General features: G+C 59.7%; 14 protein-coding genes and 2 pseudogenes. 8 read left to right on the forward strand and 8 right to left on the reverse strand.

Annotated elements, in window-relative coordinates; genetic code table 11:
* Positions 1–52 precede the first annotated feature (52 nt).
* The 4 genes from FG99_RS14120 to FG99_RS14135 form a co-directional block, all read right to left on the reverse strand.
* The gene (locus FG99_RS14120; protein WP_043270508.1) at positions 53–772 is read right to left on the reverse strand and encodes a hypothetical protein; all 720 of its coding nucleotides are present in this window, start codon (positions 770–772) and stop codon (positions 53–55) included.
* A 64-nt stretch (positions 773–836) separates the two neighbouring features.
* On the reverse strand, positions 837–1730 hold the full coding sequence (locus tag FG99_RS14125) for an SDR family oxidoreductase (protein WP_043270509.1): 894 nt from the start codon (positions 1728–1730) through the stop codon (positions 837–839).
* A gap of 12 nt (positions 1731–1742) precedes the next feature.
* Positions 1743–3212, reverse strand: coding sequence for a carbohydrate porin (locus FG99_RS14130; RefSeq protein WP_043270514.1), 1470 nt, complete (start codon positions 3210–3212; stop codon positions 1743–1745).
* 111 nt (positions 3213–3323) lie between these two features.
* On the reverse strand, positions 3324–4538 hold the full coding sequence (locus tag FG99_RS14135; protein ID WP_043270516.1) for an MFS transporter: 1215 nt from the start codon (positions 4536–4538) through the stop codon (positions 3324–3326).
* A gap of 115 nt (positions 4539–4653) precedes the next feature.
* On the opposite strand from FG99_RS14135, the gene FG99_RS14140 reads away from it, so the two are divergent.
* From FG99_RS14140 to FG99_RS14165, 6 genes are all read left to right on the forward strand, one after another.
* On the forward strand, positions 4654–5271 hold the full coding sequence (locus FG99_RS14140) for a TetR/AcrR family transcriptional regulator (protein ID WP_043270518.1): 618 nt from the start codon (positions 4654–4656) through the stop codon (positions 5269–5271).
* Between the two features lie 248 nt (positions 5272–5519).
* Complete coding sequence (locus tag FG99_RS14145; protein ID WP_043270520.1) at positions 5520–5939, forward strand: group II truncated hemoglobin; 420 nt, start codon at positions 5520–5522, stop codon at positions 5937–5939.
* A 46-nt stretch (positions 5940–5985) separates the two neighbouring features.
* On the forward strand, positions 5986–6945 hold the full coding sequence (locus tag FG99_RS14150) for a hypothetical protein (protein ID WP_051878860.1): 960 nt from the start codon (positions 5986–5988) through the stop codon (positions 6943–6945).
* A 199-nt stretch (positions 6946–7144) separates the two neighbouring features.
* Positions 7145–7660, forward strand: coding sequence for a sigma-70 family RNA polymerase sigma factor (locus FG99_RS14155; RefSeq protein ID WP_051878863.1), 516 nt, complete (start codon positions 7145–7147; stop codon positions 7658–7660).
* The gene (locus tag FG99_RS14160) at positions 7657–8640 is read left to right on the forward strand and encodes a FecR domain-containing protein (protein ID WP_043270522.1); all 984 of its coding nucleotides are present in this window, start codon (positions 7657–7659) and stop codon (positions 8638–8640) included. The genes FG99_RS14155 and FG99_RS14160 overlap by 4 nt, the downstream gene beginning before the upstream one ends.
* A gap of 96 nt (positions 8641–8736) precedes the next feature.
* Positions 8737–11157 carry a TonB-dependent siderophore receptor gene (locus FG99_RS14165; protein WP_081884625.1) on the forward strand — a complete coding sequence of 807 codons (2421 nt, stop codon included), beginning with the start codon at positions 8737–8739 and terminating at the stop codon, positions 11155–11157.
* 134 nt (positions 11158–11291) lie between these two features.
* Here the strand turns inward: FG99_RS14165 and FG99_RS14170 are convergent, their stop codons facing one another.
* Positions 11292–12863: a TonB-dependent siderophore receptor gene (locus FG99_RS14170; RefSeq protein WP_081884626.1), complete on the reverse strand. Its 1572-nt coding sequence runs from the start codon at positions 12861–12863 to the stop codon at positions 11292–11294.
* Here FG99_RS14170 and FG99_RS31355 point away from each other — a divergent pair.
* Together FG99_RS31355 and FG99_RS32835 are read left to right on the forward strand one after the other, a co-directional pair.
* Positions 12836–13258 (forward strand): annotated as a pseudogene (locus FG99_RS31355) (tyrosine-type recombinase/integrase); the annotation flags it as partial. The gene FG99_RS14170 and the pseudogene FG99_RS31355 overlap by 28 nt on opposite strands.
* 313 nt (positions 13259–13571) lie before the next feature.
* Positions 13572–15692 (forward strand): hypothetical protein, encoded by a 2121-nt coding sequence (locus tag FG99_RS32835; protein ID WP_051878870.1) that lies wholly within the window; start codon positions 13572–13574, stop codon positions 15690–15692.
* Positions 15693–16037: 345 nt separating this feature from the next.
* Here the strand turns inward: FG99_RS32835 and FG99_RS32840 are convergent.
* The 3 genes and pseudogenes from FG99_RS32840 to FG99_RS14185 form a co-directional block, all read right to left on the reverse strand.
* Positions 16038–16190, reverse strand: a pseudogene (locus FG99_RS32840) (transposase); the annotation flags it as partial.
* 102 nt (positions 16191–16292) lie between these two features.
* The gene (locus FG99_RS31365) at positions 16293–17720 is read right to left on the reverse strand and encodes a hypothetical protein (RefSeq protein ID WP_081884627.1); all 1428 of its coding nucleotides are present in this window, start codon (positions 17718–17720) and stop codon (positions 16293–16295) included.
* Positions 17720–22762, reverse strand: a complete 5043-nt coding sequence (locus tag FG99_RS14185; protein WP_043270524.1) for an AAA domain-containing protein — start codon at positions 22760–22762, stop codon at positions 17720–17722. The genes FG99_RS31365 and FG99_RS14185 overlap by 1 nt, the downstream gene beginning before the upstream one ends.
* Positions 22763–22805 lie beyond the last annotated feature (43 nt).

Below are 22805 nucleotides of genomic sequence, written 5' to 3' on the forward strand. Positions count from 1 at the left end.
GCCGAACGCTTTCAGCGAACCATCGAGGCCGTGTGCCCCCTGAGGCATTGGCTTACCTGGCGCCGATACTCGCCAGGCCATCGCTGACCTGGCCAAGGTAATAAGCGGCGCTGCCCGGCACCCAGCGCCGTTCGTTGTTGAGCAGCCGCGGGCGTACATAAGCGTATTTGCCCTTCAGCTTGTCCAGTTCAGCGGCATGCTGCGGCCAACGCTGTTCTAGCGCCGTGAAGCCCTGAAGGATTTGCCCGTCCAGTTGGATGAATCTGTTGTCATCGCCATCCACTACGTAGACGACCAACCCGCCGAATGTGCGGGCCTGGTAAAGCAGCTGCAGGCGCTCGACATTCAGGCTCAGCTCATGCAACACCCGGTGCGGCTCGTCGAGCTCCGCGGCGGAATAGCGTTTGGCTGCCTGCTGGTCGAGGCTGGCCTGGGCCTTGAGCAGCGGGTTTATCCAGGCGGGATAGAGCTGGGCGTTGCTGGCCGGCTGACGTTCCAGTTCGTCGATGCCATGGCCCATGGCGGCGGCAGCCTGGCTCAGCTGCGCATCCCCTTCTTGCGCCACCAGTTGCTGCAACCTCTGCAGGTCATGGTGATAGCGCTCGGCATAACGTGGATCGCTGCCATCCTGGTTGGGGTTGTAGTGCACCAGCAAGTTGCTGCAGACACTGAAGGCATTCGCGCGAATGGCCTGCAGGCGTTCGGCATCGAGGTTGGCCAGGGCCAGGGTAGGCAACAGCAGTAACACGCAGGCAAGCAGGCGAATGGGCATGGCAGCATTTCCTTGTTGGTTGGCGTCGTGCCGGACACACAGCATTGGGGGCCTTGCGGCTTACCTACTTCTGCGCTTGATACGCCGCATACTCCCTGCTCACGAAGTCTTCGAAGCGGGTCGCCTCGCGGCCCAGCAACCAGCCGAGGACGTTCGGGTTGCCGAGAAAATCATGCTGGCTGTAGCGCGTTTCGATGGACTGGCTCACCCGTGCCCGATGGGCGAATGCAGCGGGATCGCCGTCACCGAACCGCGCCCGGACAAAGGCGGCCATGTCGATGCGCTCAACCCGAATCTCGGTACCGAGCACGCCTGACAGCACCCGGCCGATGTCGTATGCCGTGAAACGGCCGGGCCCCACCAGCTCATAGGTGGCCGCAAGATGGCGCTCGGGTTGCGTGAGCACCCTGGCCGCCACCTCGGCGACATCGTCCAGGTCGACCATCGATTGATAGCGCTCCAACGCCCAGGACAAGCGGAACACGCCCTCTTCGAAGACCGGCTTCAAACGCGATGGCAGCATGTAGTTGGCGGGCTGCAGAATGGTGAACTCAAGGCCCGAGGAGAGCAGGTGCTCTTCGATATCGCGCTTGATCTCATGCTGGACCAGCTCGGTCGTGATGGCATGCAGCACCGAGCTGAACACAAAGTGCCCCACCCCTTCCTTGCGCGCCGCATCGATGATGTTGAAGCCCATCGCCCTCTCGGCCGGATGCAGGGTCGGGCCGATATGGTAGAGGCTCGAAACACCACGCACTGCCTCACGGATGAAAGCCGGATTGGCGAGATCGCCCACCAGCACCTCCTGTACACCCAACCTGCGCAGGGTGTCGGCGGAAGCGCTGCTGTGCACACACGCCCGCACACGATGGCCGGCGGCGAGCAGGCGGGGCACGAGACGCTTCCCCTGGTTGCCATTGGCTGAGGTCACGAGAATGGGCGATGGGGCGTCGGTCATGGGTCACCTCGATCAGAAGAACAGCGTGAGGCTGGCCTGCAGGTTCAGCGCATCTTTCACGTCGGGACTGAAGGCCGGCTTTTCCACGTAGCTCAGGCCAGTGCGGAAGTAGGTACCTGCAGCCAGGCGCATGTTGTAGGCGAGCGTGGTCGACCTCGAATCGTCGGCGTTGGAGACGTGGAGGCGGTCGAGCTTGGTATTGGCGTCGTCGCTGTAGCTGGTGTAGCCGTACTCCAGCGTCAACATGTCGAACGGACGCGAATCCAGCGGCCCCTTGGCGAACAGGCGCAGCCCGTAATACAGGTCGAACAGGTTGCGATCCTGCGGCGCCGACATCCAGGTAAAACCGGCATACAGGCCGCGCGAAGCGATGGCGCTGTCGAACTGATGGAACTGGTAGTCGCCCAGCAGGTAGCCGGCATGGTTGTCGTCGCTGCGCTCGTTGCTCAGGAACCGCGTGTAGTCGGACGTGTTGTAGATGTAGCCCGCGCGCAGCCAGGCGTAAGGGGTGCCCGGCGTGGCGGCGCGCTTGTAGCCGAGCTCGTCGATGTACAGCGCGCCGGCATGGTCGGCGTGCAGATCCAGCTCGCCCAGGTGCCGATCGATTTCCGCCCCCATGCCATCGGGACTGATACTGCGCTGCACCCCGAACTTGTTGTAGAAGTTGCCCAGGTTCAGCGTGAGGTTGGCAGCAGGGCTGGAGACCGGCGCGTGGCTCAGGCCGACCTGATACGGGATGACGGCTTGCAGGCCTTGGGTGCCACCGACCAGCGTGCCGCCGGTGAACGGGCCGATGTATTCCAGGTCGTTGGGCAGCACCCCGATCTTGATCTCCACCGTCTTGTCCCAGAGGCTCTGGTAGTAGGCGATACGGGTGAAGTTGAAGGGCGACGACGGGTTCACCTCGTCCCAGCTGGAGTAGTAACTGCCCACGCCGAAGATGAACTGGCCGTTATCGAGGCCGAGCCGTCCCAGGTCGTAGGTAAAGCCCGCCACCAGGTTGGACGAATACGTGGGGCGCTCGCCGATATAGGCCTGCGGCCGATGCCTGCCGTGGTGCTTATAGTTATTGGTGAACGTGCTCATGCTCAGGATGTTGAAACCGATCCCGTGTTCGGCGAGGTCCGAGCGCAGGCCTCCCGCATCACCGATGATGCTCTCCGACGGCGGTGGCAATTCTGTGAGCTGGCCGTGCTCGGCCAAGGCATCGATTTTTGCGAACTGCTTTTTGCGCTCGAGAATATGGCCGAGCAATTGGCTGTCGGGCAGTGCCTGGCTGGCAGTCGCCGGCGCAATCGATGGAAGTGGCTGTTTGAGCTCCGGGGCGACCTGCGCTACCGAACGCTGCTGGGCCAGCGAGGTTTCGGCGCGCGCATTCAGGGAATGGGTCGCCCATATGGCCAGGGCTGTCGCGAGCGTCACGCGTACGAATCCAGGCGCACGCGTGCGGATTCGGCTCGACCCGATCGAGGTGGGCTGCATGGTATTTCCTTCGCTGTCGTTATCGGTGGAAACGGCCAAACGCGGGCGCACGCCATGGCCGTACTGCTTTCACGGAGTTGCTTGTCCAGCAGATGGAATGAGTGGACCGCGCTAGGCGGCGGTCGCGTCGGAAAGCCTGGGTTGTCGCGGTCCCCTGGCTGCCATGCACAGCAAGCCGAACGCAAGAACCGGGAGCATCGGGAACAACAGCAAACCGATGTGGTAGGAGCCGCTTCTATCGAAAACCATCCCCAGCGCGATGGGGCCGACGATGGCGCCAAGCAGCGTGACGGCAAAGGCGCTGCCGAAAATCCGCGCATAGGCCAGGCGGCCGAATCGACGAGCGATCAGGTAACCCAGGATATCGATCTCCGCGCCCTGCATTGCCCCCATCAGAAAGCTGGCGGGCAGCGCCCATTTCGGTCCGTCCGATAACAGCAGGAAACCAACCAACTGGCAGGCGAGGAAAAGCCCGGCGACGGTGCGCGCGTGCAGGTGGTCAAGCAACGCCCCGCCAGACAGACGCCCAAACAACGAACCGGCAGAGCCTGCGGCGACAATGCTGGCGATCTGGGTATTGGTCACGCCCCAATCCGACAGCATCGCCGGCAGGTGGAAGCTGCAACCTACGGCGCCGAACAGCACCAGGACGAAAGCCGCCGAGTACAACCAGAAATCGCCGGTGGCCATGGCGCCGCGCAGGCTAAAGCCGTCCTGGCCCGGTTGTTCTTTTCCGCCACGACGTTCAGCCTCTGGAATCGGGCCTTTGTTGTCACGGACAAACACGGCGAGATTGATCAGGCCAATGACCAGCGCAACACCGCCGGCCACCAGGAACGCCTCGCGCCAGCCGTGCAGTTCGATGTGTTGTGAAATCAGGTAGGAAAAGCCAGCGGTGCCGACCGCAAGGCCCGAGGAGGTAATGGCAAACGCCAGCCCGAGGTGTTTGTCGAACCAGCGCTGGGTCAGGAACAGGAAGGCCGGGTAGCTGGCCAGGTTGCCCAATGCCACCGTCATCGCCGTGATGGCAACGAAGGCGCTGAAGGAGTGAACGAGGGACAAGCCCATATAGCTGCCACACCCCAGCACCGTGCCCACCAGTGCCACCCGAGAGGCGCCAAAGCGGTCGACCAGATAGCCTGCCAGCGGCATCACCAGCGCATTACACACGGCAGCGGCAGAAAGGATGATGGAAAATTCGGTGCGCGACCAACCGAACTCACCTGCGACGGACTTCATGAACAGCCCAAGCGGGATCAGTAAGATAGCCGGCGGCGCGATGCTCATCCCCAGAAAACAACCAAGCAGTACTGACCAACGCTTCATGTCCTGTGACCTTGTTATTGTAATGGCGCACGAAAGGGTGGTTTGAGCCTAAAGTGTCCCGCCGATAAACTCAATGCCCGTTGATATAAGTGCAGCCAACGCAAAAGGACTACGCATGAACGAACCAACGACACCTCCACGACGCCGTGGCAGGCGCCCCGGCCCGAACAGCACGCGCCAGACCGTACTCGATGCGGCGCGGGCGCGCTTTGCCAGCGACGGGTTCGCAGCCACCACGATTCGTGCCGTGGCCGCTGATGCAAAAGTCGACGTGGCGCAAGTGATGCAGTTCTTCCGCTCGAAGGACGAGTTGTTTGCGGCGTCGATGGCCATACCGGTAGCTGCCCTCGATCAATTCAATACGGTTTTCGAAGGGCGTGATGAGCACCTGGGCGAGCGTGTGGTGCGCGCGTATCTCAACGCCTGGGAGGGCAACGGTGAACAGGCGGAACCCCTGATGGCCACGCTGCGTGGGGCGATGGTGAACGAACAGGCCCGCGAACAACTGCGTGACTTCATTCAGTTCAGGCTGCTGGCCGGTGCCGGCAAGCTCCTTGGGCCTGACGCGACGCTGCGAGCGGGCCTGGCTTCGTCGTTGCTGGTGGGGCTTATCGTCAGCCGCAGAATCATCGGCGTGCCGCTGCTGGTTGCGGCGCAGACCGAGGAACTGGTGTCGATCCTCGGGCCTGCCATCCAGGAAATCCTGGTGCCACGTACATCCCCTGACGCCTGACTCAACCCGCCGCCACGCCGGCTTGAACCATGTGCGGACTCGCTGTCCAAGGGGCGAACGCCTGCGGATCTCCGCAGGCTCTGAGCAGGTGACTTTCGCGACGAGGGCGCCCGGCGCGCATCTTTCAGGTGAACGCCAACGGTGCGGCGTTCACTATGTTCCTCACGGAGCGCGACGAAATACCAACTGATCATCCGCTGGCGCGCCGAGTAAGATGCGGTTCCCGAACTTCAAGCGAGCCCCCGTCCGTGAGCAGCACCCTCCCCTTCGGCACAGGCGATGCCTCCTACCAAGCCGCTGGCGGCATCGACGGCCTGCGCCGCCTGGTCGACGACTTCTACCGATTGATGGACGAACTGCCGGACGCGGCCGACCTGCGCCGCATGCACCCGGAAAACCTGGAACAGTCTCGCGACAAACTGACCTGTTTCCTCAGCGGCTGGCTGGGCGGCCCAAGGCTGTTCAGTGAAAAATACGGCTCCATCTCCATCCCGTCCTTCCACGCCCAATGGCCGATCGACGAAGCCCGCAGCGCCGCCTGGCTGGGCTGCATGGAGCGCGCAATTGCCCTGCAGCCCTTCTCGCCGGAGTTCGCCGAATACCTGCTGACACAACTGCGCGTGCCGGCACACCGGGTGGTGCAAGCGAGCCGGACGCGGCACGGCTGAGCCACCTCCGCCGCCTGCCCGGCCTTTGCCGACGCTGAATCAGGACGTGGATACCGTCAGTGTCTTCACCTTCAACGTCTCCGGCTATGCCAGCGCCCTCGCCATCAGCGTCGGTTGCATGATCTATCTGCTGAGCCTGTCGCCGCTGCTGTTCGTCCTGGCGGCACTGGCCATAGCCGGCGGCATGCTCATCGGCCGCCACGCCCAGCACGGCTGGCAGCGTTATTACGCGGGCGTCGGCAGCGCCCAGGAGCAATTGCAGAAGCAGTACCGGGCCATCACCCAGGGCGGCAAGGAACTCAAGCTGAGCCGCCCGCGCCGGCGCCGTGTGTACCAGCAGCAGCTCAGCGGCGCAGCCGACGACATAGCGCGCCTGAAAATTGCCGCCATGCGTCTGTACTGGCTAGGCAACGTCGGCAGCTCGACGCTGTTCTTCCTCTGCATCGGTGCGCTGCTGGTGCTGGGAACGCGGCTGGAGCTGGAGCAAGGCGTGCTGATCGCCTTCGTGCTGGTCATGCTGTTCGTCCGCGGCCCCATCGAACAGGTGGCCAGCGGCCTGCCCGCCGCGGTCCAGGCCCAGGTTGCCTTCCGCCGAATCGCTGCCGTGCTCGCCGACTTCACCCAGTACGAACCCGACCTGCTGAGCGAGCGGCCGACCGGTGTCTTCCCCGCTTTGCAAGCGCTCGAACTGCGCGATGTCAGCTATACGCACCTCGACTCCGCTGGCCAGACGACCTTCCACCTCGGCCCGCTGGACTTGCACCTGGAGGTGGGCCAGCGCAAACGGCTGGCGCTGGTACATGCCTTCCTCGAACAGCGGCCGCTGATGCTCTTCAACGAATGGGCGGCGGACCAGGATCCGACCTTCCGCCGGGTGTTCTACGAGGAACTACTGCCGGACCTGAAGCGCCAGGGAAAGACTCTTATCGTGGTGTCCCATGATGATCGGTTCTTCCACCACGCCGACCAGCTAGTCCAGCTGCGCAATGGGCGCGTTGTCGACTGATACACCAGCCCCTCGCTGGCACCCGCTCTTGGTGCAAGCCGTCGACAACAGTTGGCCAGAAGACTTCGCTTGAAGGGGCAAGCGGCTCGGTGCGCCTGAGCATTCTGGCGAAACGCCACTTTTCTTGCGGTAGTCCGACCAACTCTTTTAAGATGAGATAACTTCTCACCTGCAAGTCGTTATCACGCAAGGATTCGCGTTGCCATTTCCGCCCGCCTCCGCCACCCGCCACGTCGATATCCAAGCCCTGTATCTCGATCACTATGCCTGGCTGCTGGGTTGGCTGCGCAAGCGGCTGCGCCACAGCGAGGGCGCGGCGGACCTGGCGCAGGACACCTTCCTCCACATCCTCGGCAAGCCGGCACCCTTGCAGGACATCCGACAGCCCCGCGCCTGGCTGAGTGTCGTCGCCCGGGGCCTGCTGATCGACCGGTTGCGCCGGCAACGGGTCGAGCAGGCGTACCTGGAGGCCATCGCTCACTTGCCCGAAGCGCAAGTGCCCTCCCCGGAGCATCAACTGATCCTCCTGGAAACCCTGACGCATATTGACGCCCTGCTCGATGGGTTGGCGCCCAAGGTGCGCACGGCCTTCCTGCTGTCTCGCCTGGAAGGCCTCGGTTACAAAGAGATCGCTATCCGCCTGGGCGTCAGCCTCAGCTCAGTCGAGAAGTACATGGCGACCGCCATCCGCCACTGTTTCCTCGCCCAACGATGAACGCCAATTCCCCCGACGATCTGCCCGATGCGGTACTCGACCAAGCTATTGGCTGGCTGGTTCGTCTGCAGTCGGGCTACGCCGATGAATACACGCAAGCGGCATGCCTACAGTGGCGACACGCCCATCCGCTGCATGAAACCGCCTGGCAGGCGCTACAGACCAGCGAATCCGCGTTCCGGCGACTGGCCGAGGCTCCCGGCAGCGTCGCGCAAGACGCCCTGCAGCGCCTGCAGGGCAAACGCCATGGCCGCCGCCAGGCTCTCAAGATGCTCGGCTTTGGCGTGGCGATCACCGGCCTGGGCGGTTGGGGGCTGCGCGAGCACTCGCCGGCAGACTGGGCCTCGGATTACAGCACCGGCGTAGGCGAACGCCGGCAGTTCCTGCTGAGCGATGGCACTCGCCTGCAGCTCAATACCTCCAGCGCGGTGGATGTGCGTTTCTCCAAGCAGCGCCGAACGGTCCAGTTGCTGCGCGGCGAGATTTTCATCGACACCGGCAAGGATATCGCTGCGCCGGAGGGATATCGCAGCCTCTGGGTCGACAGCAGGCACGCACGGCTACAGGCCATCGGCACTGCCTTCGGAGTACGCGAGGAGGCCCGGGGGACACGCCTGCGGGTCGAGGGAGGCATCGTCGCCATCCATCGCGCCGGATCGCAACCCATCCGGGTGCTGGCGGGTGAGGAATACCTGATCAGCGCCGATGGCAGCCACAACGTCGGGAGCCCTGCCATGAACAGCAGCGCTTGGATTCAAGGCCTGCTCGTCGCCAAACGCATGCGTCTGGCCGAGCTGCTCGCAGAACTGGCGCGCTACCGGCACGGCTGGCTCAGCTGCGATCCAGCGATTGCCGGGCTGGAAGTCTCTGGCGTGTTTCAGCTCGACCACATCGACCAAGCCCTGGATGCTCTCGGCGATTCAATGCCTTTGCGCATTCAGCGCTTTACCCCGCTGTGGACACGAGTGACCGCTCGCTGAGAGAGATGCAAAAAATTCTCAATACTGATTACGGCTTTATCCGAGCCCTTCGGCAAACAGGAAAACATACTGCCATTGCCAAGGAGCTCGTTATCCATGCCCTCTCGTTTCTCGCCGCCACGAGTGCCGCGTCGCACCACCTTCGCACTCACCCTGCGCGCCATCCTGCTGGGTAGCGCCGCCGCCACGTCGTTGCCCAGCTTCGGCGTGCAAGCCGAGCAAGCCGATCTGCGCCGCTACGACCTGCCCGCCGGCTCGCTGGAAGATTCCCTCAACGGCTTCGCACAGGTCGCCGGCATCACCCTGCCCTTCGACCCCGCCCTGACGCAGGGCAAGCAAGCACCTGCCCTGCAAGGCGAATTCGGCATTCAGGACGGCCTGGACTACCTGCTGGGCGGCAGCGGTCTGGCCGCCGAAAGAAACGCCAGTGGCCATTGGGTCATCTTCTCCGCCCCCGCTGCCGAAGGTGCGCTGGAAATGGGCTCGGTCACCATCTCCGGCAAGGCACCGGGCTCCGTCACCGAAGGCAGCGGCGAATACACGACCGCCTCGTCGAGCAGCTCCACACGCCTCAACCTGGCGCTGCGCGATACGCCGCAGTCGATCACGGTGATGACCGACCAGCGCATCAAGGATCAGAACCTGAATGACCTCACCGAAGTCATGGAGGCGACTACGGGTATCTCCGTATCCCGCGTTGGCGTCGGCGCCGAGAACGACACTTACTGGTCGCGCGGTTTCCAGATCAACAACTTCGAAGTCGACGGCGTCCCCAGCTCCTCACGGCTGGGCAATTTTTCGCAAAGCACGGCGATGTATGACCGCATCGAGATTGTGCGCGGCGCCACCGGCCTGATCAGTGGCCTGGGCACGCCATCGGCCACTATCAACATGATTCGCAAGCGTCCGACGGCCGAAGCTCAGACCAACCTGAGTGCCGAAGCCGGAAGCTGGGACCGCTACGGGCTGGGCATGGATGTTTCCGGGCTGCTTACCGAAACCGGCAACGTGCGCGGGCGCCTGGTCCTGGACTACAAGACGCAGAACTCCTGGGTCGATCGCTACAAGCAGGACAACCAGCTCGTCTATGCCATCACCGAGTTCGACCTGGACGATGCCACGCTGCTCACGGCGGGCTTCAGCGTGCAGAAGAACCAGGCCGACTCGCCTCTGCGTACCGGTCTGCAGACGTTCTACTCCAATGGCCAGAAGACCGACTTCTCCCGCTCTGCCAGCAGCTCGCCAGACTGGTCGTACTTCGACGTGAACAAGAGCAATGTCTTCGTCTCGCTCGAACACCAGTTCGACAATGGCTGGAGCGCCAAGGCGGAACTTGGCCACACCGAGTACGAGTTCGACGAACTGATCAACTACATGAATGGGGAAATCGATCAAGCGACCGGCGCCGGCGCCTACCTGTACCCCAACCGCTGGTCCGGAACACCGCGGGAAAACAACCTGGACGCCTACCTCACCGGCCCCTTCAGCCTGCTCGGCCGCGAGCACGAGCTGATCGCCGGCATCACCCTGTCGCGTTACCGCGAAAGCACACCGGACCGTGGCGGCTGGTATGGCCCATGGACCGGCTACGACGGCAGCATCGGCAACATCCACCAGTGGTCCGGCGCGGCACCGCGACCGGACACCAGCCCGATCGGCAAGAACCTGATCGAGGAAAACCAATACGCCGCCTACGCCACCAGCCGCTGGAACCTGCGCGATGACCTCAAGTTGCTGCTGGGCGGCCGCGTCACCGACTGGAAACGCAGCAGCGACAACACTCCTTACGAGGGCACGCCCACCAGTAACGAAGAGAATCGCCATGGCGTATTCCTGCCCTATGCCGGGCTGGTGTATGACCTGAACGACACCTGGTCGGCGTACGCCAGCTACACGAAAATCTTTAACCCGCAGGCCTATGGCATCAAGGGGCTGGACGGCAAACCGCTGGACCCGCAGGAAGGTACAGGCTACGAAGTGGGCATCAAGGCTGCGCCACTGGATGGACGCCTGAACGCCAGCCTCGCGCTGTTCCGCATCGAGCAGGACAACCTCGCGGTATACGCAGGTCAGTTCGATACCTATTACCCGGAAAAGGGCACCACCACCGAAGGCCTGGAACTGGAAATGAACGGTGAGCTGGCCGATGGCTGGAACGCCTCCGCAGGGTATGCCTACAGCGTCAGCCGTGATCAGGATGATGAGCGCATCGTCACCAACATCCCACGGCACAGCCTGAAGACCTTCACCAGCTACCGCCTGCCTGGCGCCTGGAATCGCCTGACCCTCGGTGGCGGGGTGAATTGGCAGAGCAAGATTGGCCAGGACCTGCATACCTTCGAGCAAGGTAGCTATGCCCTGGTCAATGTGATGGCTCGCTTCGCGGTCACCAACCAGTTGGACGTCGCAGTCAACGTCAACAACCTGTTCGACCGCACCTACTACAGCTACGCCGATAGCTGGAGTGTCTATGGCGCGCCGCGCAACCTCATGACGACGCTGAACTACCACTTCTAAGCAGTTGCCGCTGGAAGACCTGGCCACGCTGGCGGGCCTTGCGCGCACCATCGATGCCGGGGAGACCTGCCAGCCCGGCTCAGCCTGTTCCCCGCAGATCTGGCAAGCGCCCGTCTGCGGGGAGCGGCACTGCCTCAGAAGCGATACTGGGTGGTCAGCATCACGTTGCGCGGGTCGCCGTAGTAGCCACCGTAGAAGGTGGTATCCAGCGCGCTGAGGTACTTCTTGTCGAACAGGTTGTTGACGTTGAGCGTCGCTGAAACCTGCTCGGTGAAGCGGTAGCGTGCCATCAGATCGACCACGGTGTACTGCTCCTGCTTGGCCTTCACCGTCTGCCCCAGCTGCCAGGGTGTGGCGGTGAAGTGAATGCCGCTCTGCCAATTGGCGCCGCCGCCCACGGTGAGCTTTTCCCACTCGCCGGGCAGACGATAGGTGGTCCACAGCTTGAACATCTCAGCCGGCGCCACGGTATTCAGACGCTCGCCATCGGAGTCCTTGGTGACGCTGTGGCTATAGCTGGCGGTCAGGTTCCAGCCCGGCAGCAGCTCACCGCTGGCTTCCAGGTCGAAGCCCTTGGTCTTGGCGCCGGAGACGGCGCGATAGGCCGTCTCGCCGTCGGTGCCGGGGACGATCTGCCCCGGATCGGATTCGGCCAGGTTGTCCCGCTTGATCATGTACAGGGCGATAGCGGTGTTCAGGCGGCCATCGAAGAGTTCGCTCTTCAGGCCGATCTCATAGTTGTCACCTTCGCGCGGATCGAGTGGCGAACCGTTGCGGTCGCGATAGCTCTGCGGCTGGAAGATGCTGGTGTAGCTGGCGTACACCGAGTGTTCGTCGGTGAGGTCATAGACCACGCCGGCATAGGGCGTGACCTGGCCGGTCTCCTTCATGCGCTCGGTACTGCTGCAGGCGGCGAAATCCGGCACCAGGTAGTCCAGCGAGTAGCTATATTTGTAGTTGCTCGCCCGCGCGCCGAGGATCACTGCCAGGTCGTCGGTCGGTTTCAGGCGCGTGGCCAGGTACACGCCGCTCTGGCGGATCAGAGAGTCATTGTCCATCAGCTTGCCGTCGGAGACTGGGCGCGGCGTCTGGTTGTTCCAGGTGTAGATGTTCACCTCGCGGCCTTCGAGATCGTCGTAGGCCGGGTCGTTGTGATCCTCGAACTTCGACCAGTTGTAGCCCAGCACCAGCTCATGCTCGCGGCCCAGCAGCTGGAACGGCCCGCGCGCCACCAGGTCGATGCCGGTCTGCTTCTGCCAACCCTTGCCGTCGCCGCCATAGAGCATCAGGCCATCGCCGCTCTGCTTGTCCGGGAAGCCCCAGCTGGCGGAGGCCAGGGAAAAATCACGGGTGCTGTAGAGCTGGTTTACCGCCAGCTTCAGCGACCAGTCGTTGGCCAGCTTCTGCTCCAGTGTATAGAAGGTGTTCAGCGTGTCCTGGTCGCGGTAGCTCCAGGGTTGAACGAGCGGAAGAAGTCGGTCTGGCTGCCGTCGCTGTAGAACATTGGGAAGCTGCCATAAGAAACGCCCTGGGGCGAATACTTCTGGTAGTCGACACCCAGGGTGAACAGGGTGCTGTCGGTGAGGTCGGCTTCGAGAACACCGTAATAGACCTGCTTGTCCTGCTGGTAGTAGTCGATGAAGCTGTTGGCTGTCTGGTAGGCACCGACCGCGCGGCCGCGGATGTTGCCCATGGGGAACACGCATCTTCGCGAGCGATCGTGATGCAGCAGAAAACCCAGCGTCCAGTGCAGTTCGAGATTACAGAGCAAACGCGGGTGGCTCTGGAAGCCTGGATACATCAAGCCCATCTCCAGAGCGAGGATTGCCTTTTTCCAAGCCGGCTACATGATTCAGAACATCTCTCCACCCGGCAATACGCCCGAATCGTCAAAGCTTGGGTAAAAGCGATTGGCCTTGATCCAGCCATGTATGGCACCCACACGATGAGACGTACGAAGGCATCACTGATCTATCGAAGAACAAAGAACTTAAGAGCAGTGCAACTCCTGCTCGGCCATACGAAGCTTGAGAGCACGGTGCGATACCTAGGGATTGAGGTCGATGACGAATTGGAGATGGCGGAGCAGACTGAGGTCTGACGACCAACTGCGGCGGTCGAGGGATGACCGTCGCAATCCGACCCAAAGCCGCCGGTCGCGAAGGACAGGGATATAAAGAAGATGCCGAGTACCTAATGCTGCTCTGGGCGCACTCGCAAGTTGACAATCGAGTGGGAGTTACTCGAGTGAGAAACGACTGGCCGTATGCAAAAGCACCCGGCCCATTGGCATCAGCGCTGCCGCTGCCACGGTGGATTTGTCGAGATTCATCAGGCCAGCGCGCCGCAGTTCGCCGGCCCCCGGATAACGGCATCAGACAGGCGGAGCCAGTCGCCGGGAAAGGGAGAACGCCTTGAGCGTGAAGATTAGCTTCGACAATGAACTGGCAGTTGCCAGCATCCTGCTGGCCGATTGGACTCCGCCTCTGGTCGAACACCTGGGACGCTACTTTGACGTCTGCGAGGGCATGCTTCGGCTGGACTATGCCCACCTGTCTACCGAGAACATCCGCGATGATTCCCATTGGCTATGGAATTCGCACACCGATCGTCAGCGCTTTGTGTTCGAATTCGAGGAAGCCGCACGGAACGGGCCGATAGCACTGACCCTCGCAATCCTCGGTTACGGATCCACCAGGATCAAGGGTTCATCGTCCATCCTAGACCAGAATGCCTACCAGTCTGCCAAGGAGGCCTTCAGGGAGGACGTGCTTCAAGGCGGCTCCCCGGCCTTGCGCGAAACCATCGTGGCAGAGATCGCGCCCCGTGCGATATGGGTGAGTTGGCTGCTCGATGCCCGTTCATATGACCGATATCGCTTTTTGAACGATCGGGAGATCATGGCGGCGCTGGTGGCCAGTACGCCGGAGGACGATTGCATCCATTGCCTTCAACTAGTGGAACCACATCACAGCCAGAGTAATTGGGCCTTCGAGCAGCTGGTCGTGCAGCATTGGCAGTTTGTAAGCAACTACTTGGAGACCCATGTCAGCGGGTCCCCAGGCTCTTCAAGCTACAAAGTGCCTAATATTGTCTTCTCGCTTTTTGCGAACTCTCCAACGGTGCAGGCGTCCCGCTGGGCCTGCGAGCAGGTTCTTGATCGAGCCGATCCGACGGTCTTTCCTCAGCTGATCCAACATTGCCACGCGATCGTGGCGGACGATGTGCGCAGCCTGTTTCTACGCTGGCACAACCATCCGAAGACAAAGAAGAAAGACGATTTCAAGGAATGCGTTGCCAAAGCCTATTCGACGCTTGCTGTGCTGTTGACGCACGCCATGCCCTCGGATCTCGCGCTGGCCGCGGCCTGGCACGAGTTCGGGGACCCAGCGCGGTCCGACCAGCAAAGCGTTGCTGCAAACCTTAGAGAATTGCCATCCGGGGCGTGGGACCAAGAGGCGCTGTGGACCCAGCTAGGCCCTGCCGCCCGCGAGGCCTGGCGGCAGGATCTTTTCGACCAGGTGAGGGGGGAGCCAGAGCTGGCCCAGGGTCTGCTCGATTTCGCCTGCCTTTGGCTTGAGCAGACGGCGTTCGCCGAAGTTGAGCCGGTGCTTCTGCGATTGATAGATGACGAGGATCACCTGGCTTTTGCGAACCGGCTCGCCAGCGCTGGTCCAAGGCAGGTGCAACTGAGGGCCAAGGGGCTAGTGTGGACTGGGCATGGTGCACTGGATCTGGAGGGGCCGGTAGGCCAGGGAGAGGATGCCACTGCGCTGCCCAGCGTCGGCGCCCAAACCTGGCTGGGCGACCCGTCTGTGGAGCGCGTCATCCATAGGGCGCTCAGCCAGATTGAGGAAGAGTTTTGCCGCGAGTATTCGGCGACTTGGGGGGAGGACGAGGAGGCTCATACGGCACGCCTCCTGGCCCTGACGCAGGAGGCAGTTGGCCATACGAGCCGCCAGTTGCACCAGCTCTCGGCCACGACGAGGGCGACGTATCCGAGCCTGTCGGTGAAGGTGCGCCAGCCCAGCAAGTGGGAGGAAGGGGCCAGCACGCCTGCTGGGGCTCCGCTGGGGGCGGACGTGCTGTTCCTGACCCGTATTGTGGACAAGAGCAAAACGGTGATCCAGCGGGCCACCCTTGTGCAGGTGAAAAAGCGCAGCGGCACTGGGTCGGGGAGGGGCTTCAGTTCGACGATAGGCGTCGACCTGCAGCAGTGCGAGGACATGCTCAAGCAGTCAGAGCACGCCTACTACCTGGTCGTGACGCCGGCCTCACCGCGCCCGACGCTCTGGGTTGCCCCGGCTCGGCTCGTGAGGAACTTGACCCAACTGCACACGAGCAAAGCCTCGGTCGTGGCGATTCAGGTGCGGGACGCTAGTTGCTCCTATGCGGATTTCTTCCTGCACGACTTAGTCGGCCTGTGGGCTGGTGACGAACATGAGGACGTCGTCGCCGTCGCCAACGGCGATCCCCGGCTTGGACGAACGCCTCGCCACATCGTCGAGATCGAGGTTCGCCGCCAATCGGATTGATGGTCCGGGCAGTGGACCGTGCTGCCAGTACACTCCGCCCCGACTTCCACTGGCCCTAAGGGGCTGCGGGGCACGGTGTTGGAAATATCCATGTGTCTCAATGTCCGTGTCGGAGCTGATCAGAGGCAAGCGGGCGCAGACTTCAGGGTCGTTGCCCGGCCACTGCACCGACAGCTTGCCGGCCCGATGGGGGATGGCGATCTGGATGGCCATGTCGGCCGCATTCGGAGTAGCCGGCAGGCTCGGGACGAGAGGAATCGGAATAAAACTTGAAGATGCAGCGGGCAACTGCGCCTGCTGGCGGCGAATCCACTTGTGCACGAGATTGGCGTTGAGGCCATGACTCAAGGCCACACCGGCAACCGAGGCGCCGGGCTGGATACACTCATCGACGACCTGGGCCTTGAAGGATTTTGGATAGGAGCGGCGTTGGCCTGGCACGGGAGATCCTCCACTAGGGGCTTGAAATGGTGTCCACCAAAAACAGGTGGACACCATGCCGCTAGCTGGAAGAACCGGGGAGGTGTGTTGGCCGGACGCTTACGGTGATCGGGCACAATTACTAAGAAAAAGCCCCAGAATTCGGGGCTTTTGGGGGAATTACTGATTGCCTTTTGACTTTTCTATTGGCCCAAGAAATCTCGGAGTGTTACCCGCAACATACTCTTCAAGCGTTGAGTTTATAAACTTTCCAAGCATATCAACTCGGCTCGCGTTCTCAGTGACGAAGCCAAACGGAATTGGCACCTGGGACATCTCCGGGATGACTAAATGGTAAAGAACAACTGCAAGCCTGCCTTCTAGAATGATGGCTTCAATAGGGGCTAACACTTCTGACTCAACGAATCCGCATAGTAAGTTTTTCGCTTCTGAGCAGTCCGACCTGGCTCTCTTAATTCCTTGCATATCACGATCGCCAGACAGCGGGATAAGAACTTTAACTTCAAATAGCTTGTCCCCTTTCCCTCTTTGCGCTTTCGCATCTGACAACTCATTGAAGGCGGAGCAGATCTCTCCATGCCGTGCTGACTTCCCCCAGAGCCCATGGGATGCTGGGGCGAGCCACGTTAGCTTTAAAGGCTCTCCCTGGTGTGTCCGCTTGAGTTCTTTTCGATGCTTTCCCAGCAATGAAACCACTTTATTCCAGTTTTCTTGCAACTGAAGAGATCCGAAAATCCGCGTATCAGAATTTATTGCGGACGCTGCAGTTACGTTGAATGCCTGTAGATCTAACCCGCCTGACCTTAGAAAGTCATAACTTTCCGCATCACCAAAGATATCAACTAGGCGGAGCACCAACTCGAAATTTTCTGTTGTAGTTTGCCGGCTCAGTTGTTCTGTCCGCTGACGGAGATAGGCTTCGTTCTCCCGCAGCCCTTCTATTGCGATAAACCGAACCTGGCGGGCGTCCGCGTCGATTGTCGCTCGCTCAACCAAAATCTCCCACCCCTCCCGTACCTTCTGGGTGTCGGCAACTTTGTAAAGCTCTGGAGGAAGACGTTCTTGCTGCTGTCCGCCAAGATGTCCCATGCGGTGAATGTCATATAGCTGACCCATGAAAGCTTCTACAGCGAATCTGCAGGACTCGGTTAATGTCTCCGTAGCGGCCTGTAACTCTAATGTGCGTTTTGATTCAAATGATTTAAGGCTCCGGCCGAGATAGCTAAACGCTAGTAAATCGAAGGTGAAGGTTTGCTGGCGTTCTTCCTTTCGCTTTACTATTGGGGTTTCGTGGCTTTCGGAAAATAGTCGAAGACCTGTTTCTGTGAGCTCCGCTTTTCCATCAGGGCGGATGCGTATTTCACCGTTTTTAATAAACGGGATCATCGCGACGCTCAACTCTTTGGCCGAGAAACCAAAGTACTTCGCAATCTCGGCAGGCATAAGGGCTGAAACCTTTAGTAGCCTGAGCAGAAACTCTGGCACGACTGGAAGCCCGCCTTTGTCGACAAGAGTGTACTCAATGCGAAACTGTTGCGCTGGTACCGCAACATCGAGCTCAAAGAGAACAATTGGATTAGTTTCCATCAGACAATCCTCTTCGAGGGTGCAGCAGGCACAATTTTATAGTTCCTATCATCCTGTCTGGCCCCAATGTAACCTAACACCTTGCCGAGTGGGAGTTTTGCGTTCCGGCCGCTCCACATTTTCATACTCCCAACAATAATAAGGCGTTCCATAGCGCGTGAAATCGCTACATTGATACGGTTCGGAATTGATAGGAAGCCTGGGTGCTGGTCAGACTTGGCTCGTGTTAAGGAGACGATAATGATGTGGTTCTCTTTACCTTGGTAACTGTCCACTGTTTCTATTTTGACAAGTCTGCGGAAGTCCTCAGACCATGATTTCTCTGCGAATCTTTTGCGAATCAGCTTGCGTTGCTCACGGTACATGCAGATGACGCCAATAGGAGGCTCTTGGGACTCTGCCATTTCTCTAACCATTCCCGCGCAGAAGTCTTCATCAGCTTCGATTTCCTGCAGAAGCTGGATGATTGCGTCAGCCTCAGCGCCGTTTGAGATGCTTTGGCCACCGCTATCAAAAGCCTTATTGCCAAGCGTTCCGGTGTCCAGCCAGGTGACAATGTGAGACAGGCAGCCTGGGGTCTTTTTGGCGAAGTATTCAGGGCTCGGCCGCTCACCGTTCTTGAGTTCGTTCTCGTAGAAGATTTCGCTGACAAGGTCGCCGATCGGCGGAAGCATGCGGTATTGCGTTTTGAGGGTCGCTCGTGCTGCACGGCCGTAAGGAGAGTCGAACACTCTCTCAAAATCGCTTCGCATAACTCGCTGGAATTCAGCTGAGTTCGCAGGTATGCCAAGAGACTGAGCAATAGCTTTCTTGTGCTCATCCTCATACGTCGGCCGCAGCTGTGAATGGTCACCGACCAGGAGGATTCGGGACCCGACTTGCATGGCGATTGCTAGCTCGCTGGGCGAGGATCGTGCACCTTCATCGATGATCACCCAGTCGAAGTGGGTTGCAGCAAGATTCAGGTGCTGCAGGCCAATCCCTACGCAGGTTCCACATACGAGACTACGGGATCTCATTAAAAACTCGTCGTAGTTAGCGCGATTGCTCGACAAGCGCTCACTGAAATCCTGCGAGAGTTGGATCAGATCCTGACAGTGTTTGAACTCCGGCGGTCGGACCCCATGGTCCGATTGAATGCGTGCATAGACTCGCTCAAGGATCGTTTGCGGAGGAACTTCGCTCAAATCGGAATCGCCAAGGTAAGCCTTAGCGGAAAGACTTACATCGTTCTGCACAGCTTTTCGGAGAGCTTCCAGGGCGGCCCGATCCTCGTCGTCCGTGGCTCGCATGATGTTTTTCTCGAGGCTCTCTAAGGACTTTGTCTGGCGAGTGATCCGTTGGTTGACGTCCACCATGGTCTGGGCAAACTCCGTACTCAATCCCAGTGACGACGCCAAGGCACCTACCCTTTCCTTGAGTTCGGCACTGAAGCTATTCCTCTGGCGGTCAACGATGTTTCGAGAATAGGCATCGAGGAGCTCCTCGGAGACCACCTGGCCCCGGTTGCTGAAGCGAACTACATCGAGAGCAGTACCCAAGCGACGACAGTGTGCTCTGATCCGCTCAGCGGCAGTGTTTACTGCCTCATGCGACTGGCTCACCAGAAGGATGTTTCTCACTCCGACCTTGTCGATCAGGTAGTGCGCAAATGCGGCGATGAACTCAGTTTTCCCTGTGCCTGGAGGGCCCTGGAGCAAGCCTACAGGTCCAGTGCTAACCAGATTCGTGAAGGCTTCCTTTTGTGCGCCATTCAAGCCAATGACAGTGCCGTCAGACTTGATCCGCTCATAAACAGCGAAGTCTTCTTCCGTTGGGGCATCTGAGTACTGTTTGGGGACTAGCTCGCACTTTTCGTCGAAGTAGTCCAATAGATCTGGCTGGACGGATTGCCGGTTGATGATCCGATCCATTGCACTTTTGCGGCGGGCCATAGACGTTTTGTTCTGCTGACTCTGAAGGTACAGCACCGAGTCAGCTTTTACGCGTCGTGATTTGCTCGAGGCCGGGATGTAGACCGCATCGCGGAGGCTTTTGGCCAAGTCGATTTCGCCAACATCGATGTCCTTCTCTCCATCCCTTAGGATCAGACGAATGCTGTCGTCAGCCTCGAAGCCCTCAAGCGCCTTCGACTCCATCATGTAAGGAATCAGAAGTCCCAGATTGTCTCGATGGAGCCGCGGCTCTGCTGCAACCCTGAACGACGGTTGCGCCTCAAGCTCTGTTGATGTGATGGTTTTCCAAATCTGTCCTACCGGGAAGCTTTGGACGGGAACGCCTTCAAGTTTGGGGTCATCGACAGCTAGTCCATTTTCGGCGTCTTCGCCGGTGATCGATTCCTCCGCAGCATCGCTTTCCGCTAATGCGGCTTGCTTTCGGACTTCTGCTTCAAGGATTTTTGCAGCTAACGCTATAAACCCTTCGTCCTGTCCGAGGTATCTCGACAGGGACGCGAGGTTGCCGCTGCTTCCTAGGGACGCCAGATTGCTCGCCCCCCCTGACGACACGGTGAGGCGCACGTTCAGATGGTGGTTGGCATTTCGGACAAAGAATAAGCTGGCTCTCTGCTCCTGATGCGGTCTGAAAGCTCTTGTGAATACCTTTGTTTCTGGGTCGAAGCACGCCAAGAACTGGCCTCCAATTCCGGCGAAAAGGACTTCGAGCGCTTTGGTTGGGGTATTCGGGTCAGGTCGGACAACGACGTAAATTTTTCCGTTGTCTGGAAGGATGTCGAAGGTGGCACTGCCCCTGATAGGCACATCGATCGTTTCGATGGTTGGCTTGGACTGGAAAGCAACTTCCAGAGCATCGTTGAACCGTTCGAGGGATAGGTAACCTGAATCGCTCCTCTTCTCTAGGTCGATAGCGTCCCTGAGGGCTTGGTTGTCTCCTTCACGGGAGGTGTCCCAGTCCATCCCAAGCAGCTCGAGGACCATCCGCATAACTGCGAAATTGTCCTTTTCAGCTGGAGTGCTGTCTTCAACTAGAGGGCTGTACCTGTTGTTATAGGGCCGTTCACCAGTCGGCGAGAAATCAGGGTAGTCCAGCAGGTGAAGATGAGTTGACTCGTAGTCACTACCCAAAGTGACCATGATGTTTTCGGGGTGCAAATCCCCGTGACTGAGTTGCTGCTCATGGAGACCCTCAACCGCCTCAATTAATCGACGTGAGACGATTAGGGCTTTGGGGACGGGGAGATCCTGCAAGTCGTTCCAGTGGACACCCTCTACATGCTCCTGGGCCAAGAAAGGGTTGCCGCTGCGATCGTATCCGAAGTGCTCAAGTTTCGGCAGGAAATGAAAGCTACTGGCCCTCAAGCGCTCAAGTGTCTCGAAGAAAGACATCAGCATGGGGCCCTGCCCATCCTGCGGTTCACGTGCATTGATCGATGGCCAAGACTTCACCATCCATGGACCCGATCGGTACAGAAGCTTCTCTGCCGAGTCCACCAGGGGCTCTTCGTCTTCTCGGTACGCTGAGGCTAACCGCACATCCGTAGCAAAACGATCGAGCTGTCGCTTATCAAACTTGAAGCTTGGCGAGTTGTCTGGAGTGGCTTCGCTCAATGCCTGCAGGAATGCGACTGCGTTTTCAAAGCGATCTGCCGGGTTACGCTGTATGGCTTTCCGAATCACCTCCGAGAACCACTCCGTGGCGCCCTCTGTCTCGCGCAGTACGCCTTGTATGTAGGTTTCATCGAGCTTGAGTGGAAGGGGCTTGGCTTGGATCAAATGGCAGCACAGTATCCCAAGTGCGAACACATCGCGTTTGAATGGTGTCGTGTCCAGATCTGCGTTGCCCTGGTCCTCGGGCAGTGAAATGGCCCCAATGCTCAGTAGGCTACGCAGGTCGCCTACGGTACCAATAGGTTGGTGGTAGGCACTGATGAAATTGGAAAGTGCAATGCCGGAGGCTGGCGAGAACCAAACGCTATGATCGCCGACATCTCTATGCGCGACGCTATGGCCGTGCAGGCTTGCAAATTGGGCCAGTAGAATCTTGAGGAGCTGGAGGCGCTCCCCATCGCTCATTCGCACCACGAACCTGTTTATGAATTCGTTGAGACGGAAATGCCCATCCGGCATCTCAAACAATTCGGAATACTGCTCAGTGATGGAGTCGGGGCTCACATTGCCTTTAAATCTGGCGCAGCGATTCACCAAGTCCTGGTCGAGGCGCTTAAGGTAGACGAGGATCTCCCGCTCTCGCGAGAGGATCTTGAACCTTCCCTCCTTGGTCCTGGCAGAAGCGCTGTCGAGCTTTGAAAAGTCCCATAGCCGGAGCATCGCGTGGTCATCCTTATTATGGATGTTCACGGAGTCGAACTCGCTGTAGACCTTGGTCGGGTGGATGAATACCGCCGGTGCTATTGCACGGTAGTCGTCGACCACGAGTTCCTTCGGCTTGACGAAACCCTCATTTAGCAGCTTGTCGAAGTCGCCAAAGTGGTCGTTCAAGTGGACATTGAAGGCTTTGGGATACCGTTGTCTGAACTGCTTCTCGTCGGCGAGACCGAGGAACTCTTCGAGTTGCATGACGTACGGCATTTCTGCGTCTGGTAGATCCAGGGTGCACTTGCCACTGAGAACAACACAGAACTCGAACCACGGTTCTCTTCCTTTTGGCAAGCTGGCCTTGATGCTTTGCATTCTCTTCTTGAGCTCGTACATCTTCCTCCGAGTTCTTTCGACCGGAGAGGCATCCCGCTCTTTACCGTCCTGATACCACTTGTTGCCGTTCGAAGTGATCTTGCCATTCCAGTGCTTTAGCTCGACCACCAGCACCATGCTGTGAGTGATGATGACGAGATCGAACTCCCCATCAGAGCCACGAGAATTGGCAAAGCGAAAGCCCGCATACCCCTTCCAAGGCCACATTCCGTCGGGCTTTTTCAGCTGCTTGAGCACCGCGAACGAATTCCCTCTAGCGGTGGGGGTACCTGACTGCGCCACCTCCTCGTTAGGTGCGAAGGCCTTCGCCATCCTTTCGATCGCCTCAACCTCAAACGAGTGAAGCCCCCCCTCCCAGTAACGTACTTCCATGCAGCCCTCCACCGAGCTCAAATTCCGCGGAACCAGAGGCTGC

This window comes from Pseudomonas sp. AAC, from assembly GCF_000725445.1.
GTDB classification, from domain to species: domain Bacteria; phylum Pseudomonadota; class Gammaproteobacteria; order Pseudomonadales; family Pseudomonadaceae; genus Pseudomonas; species Pseudomonas citronellolis.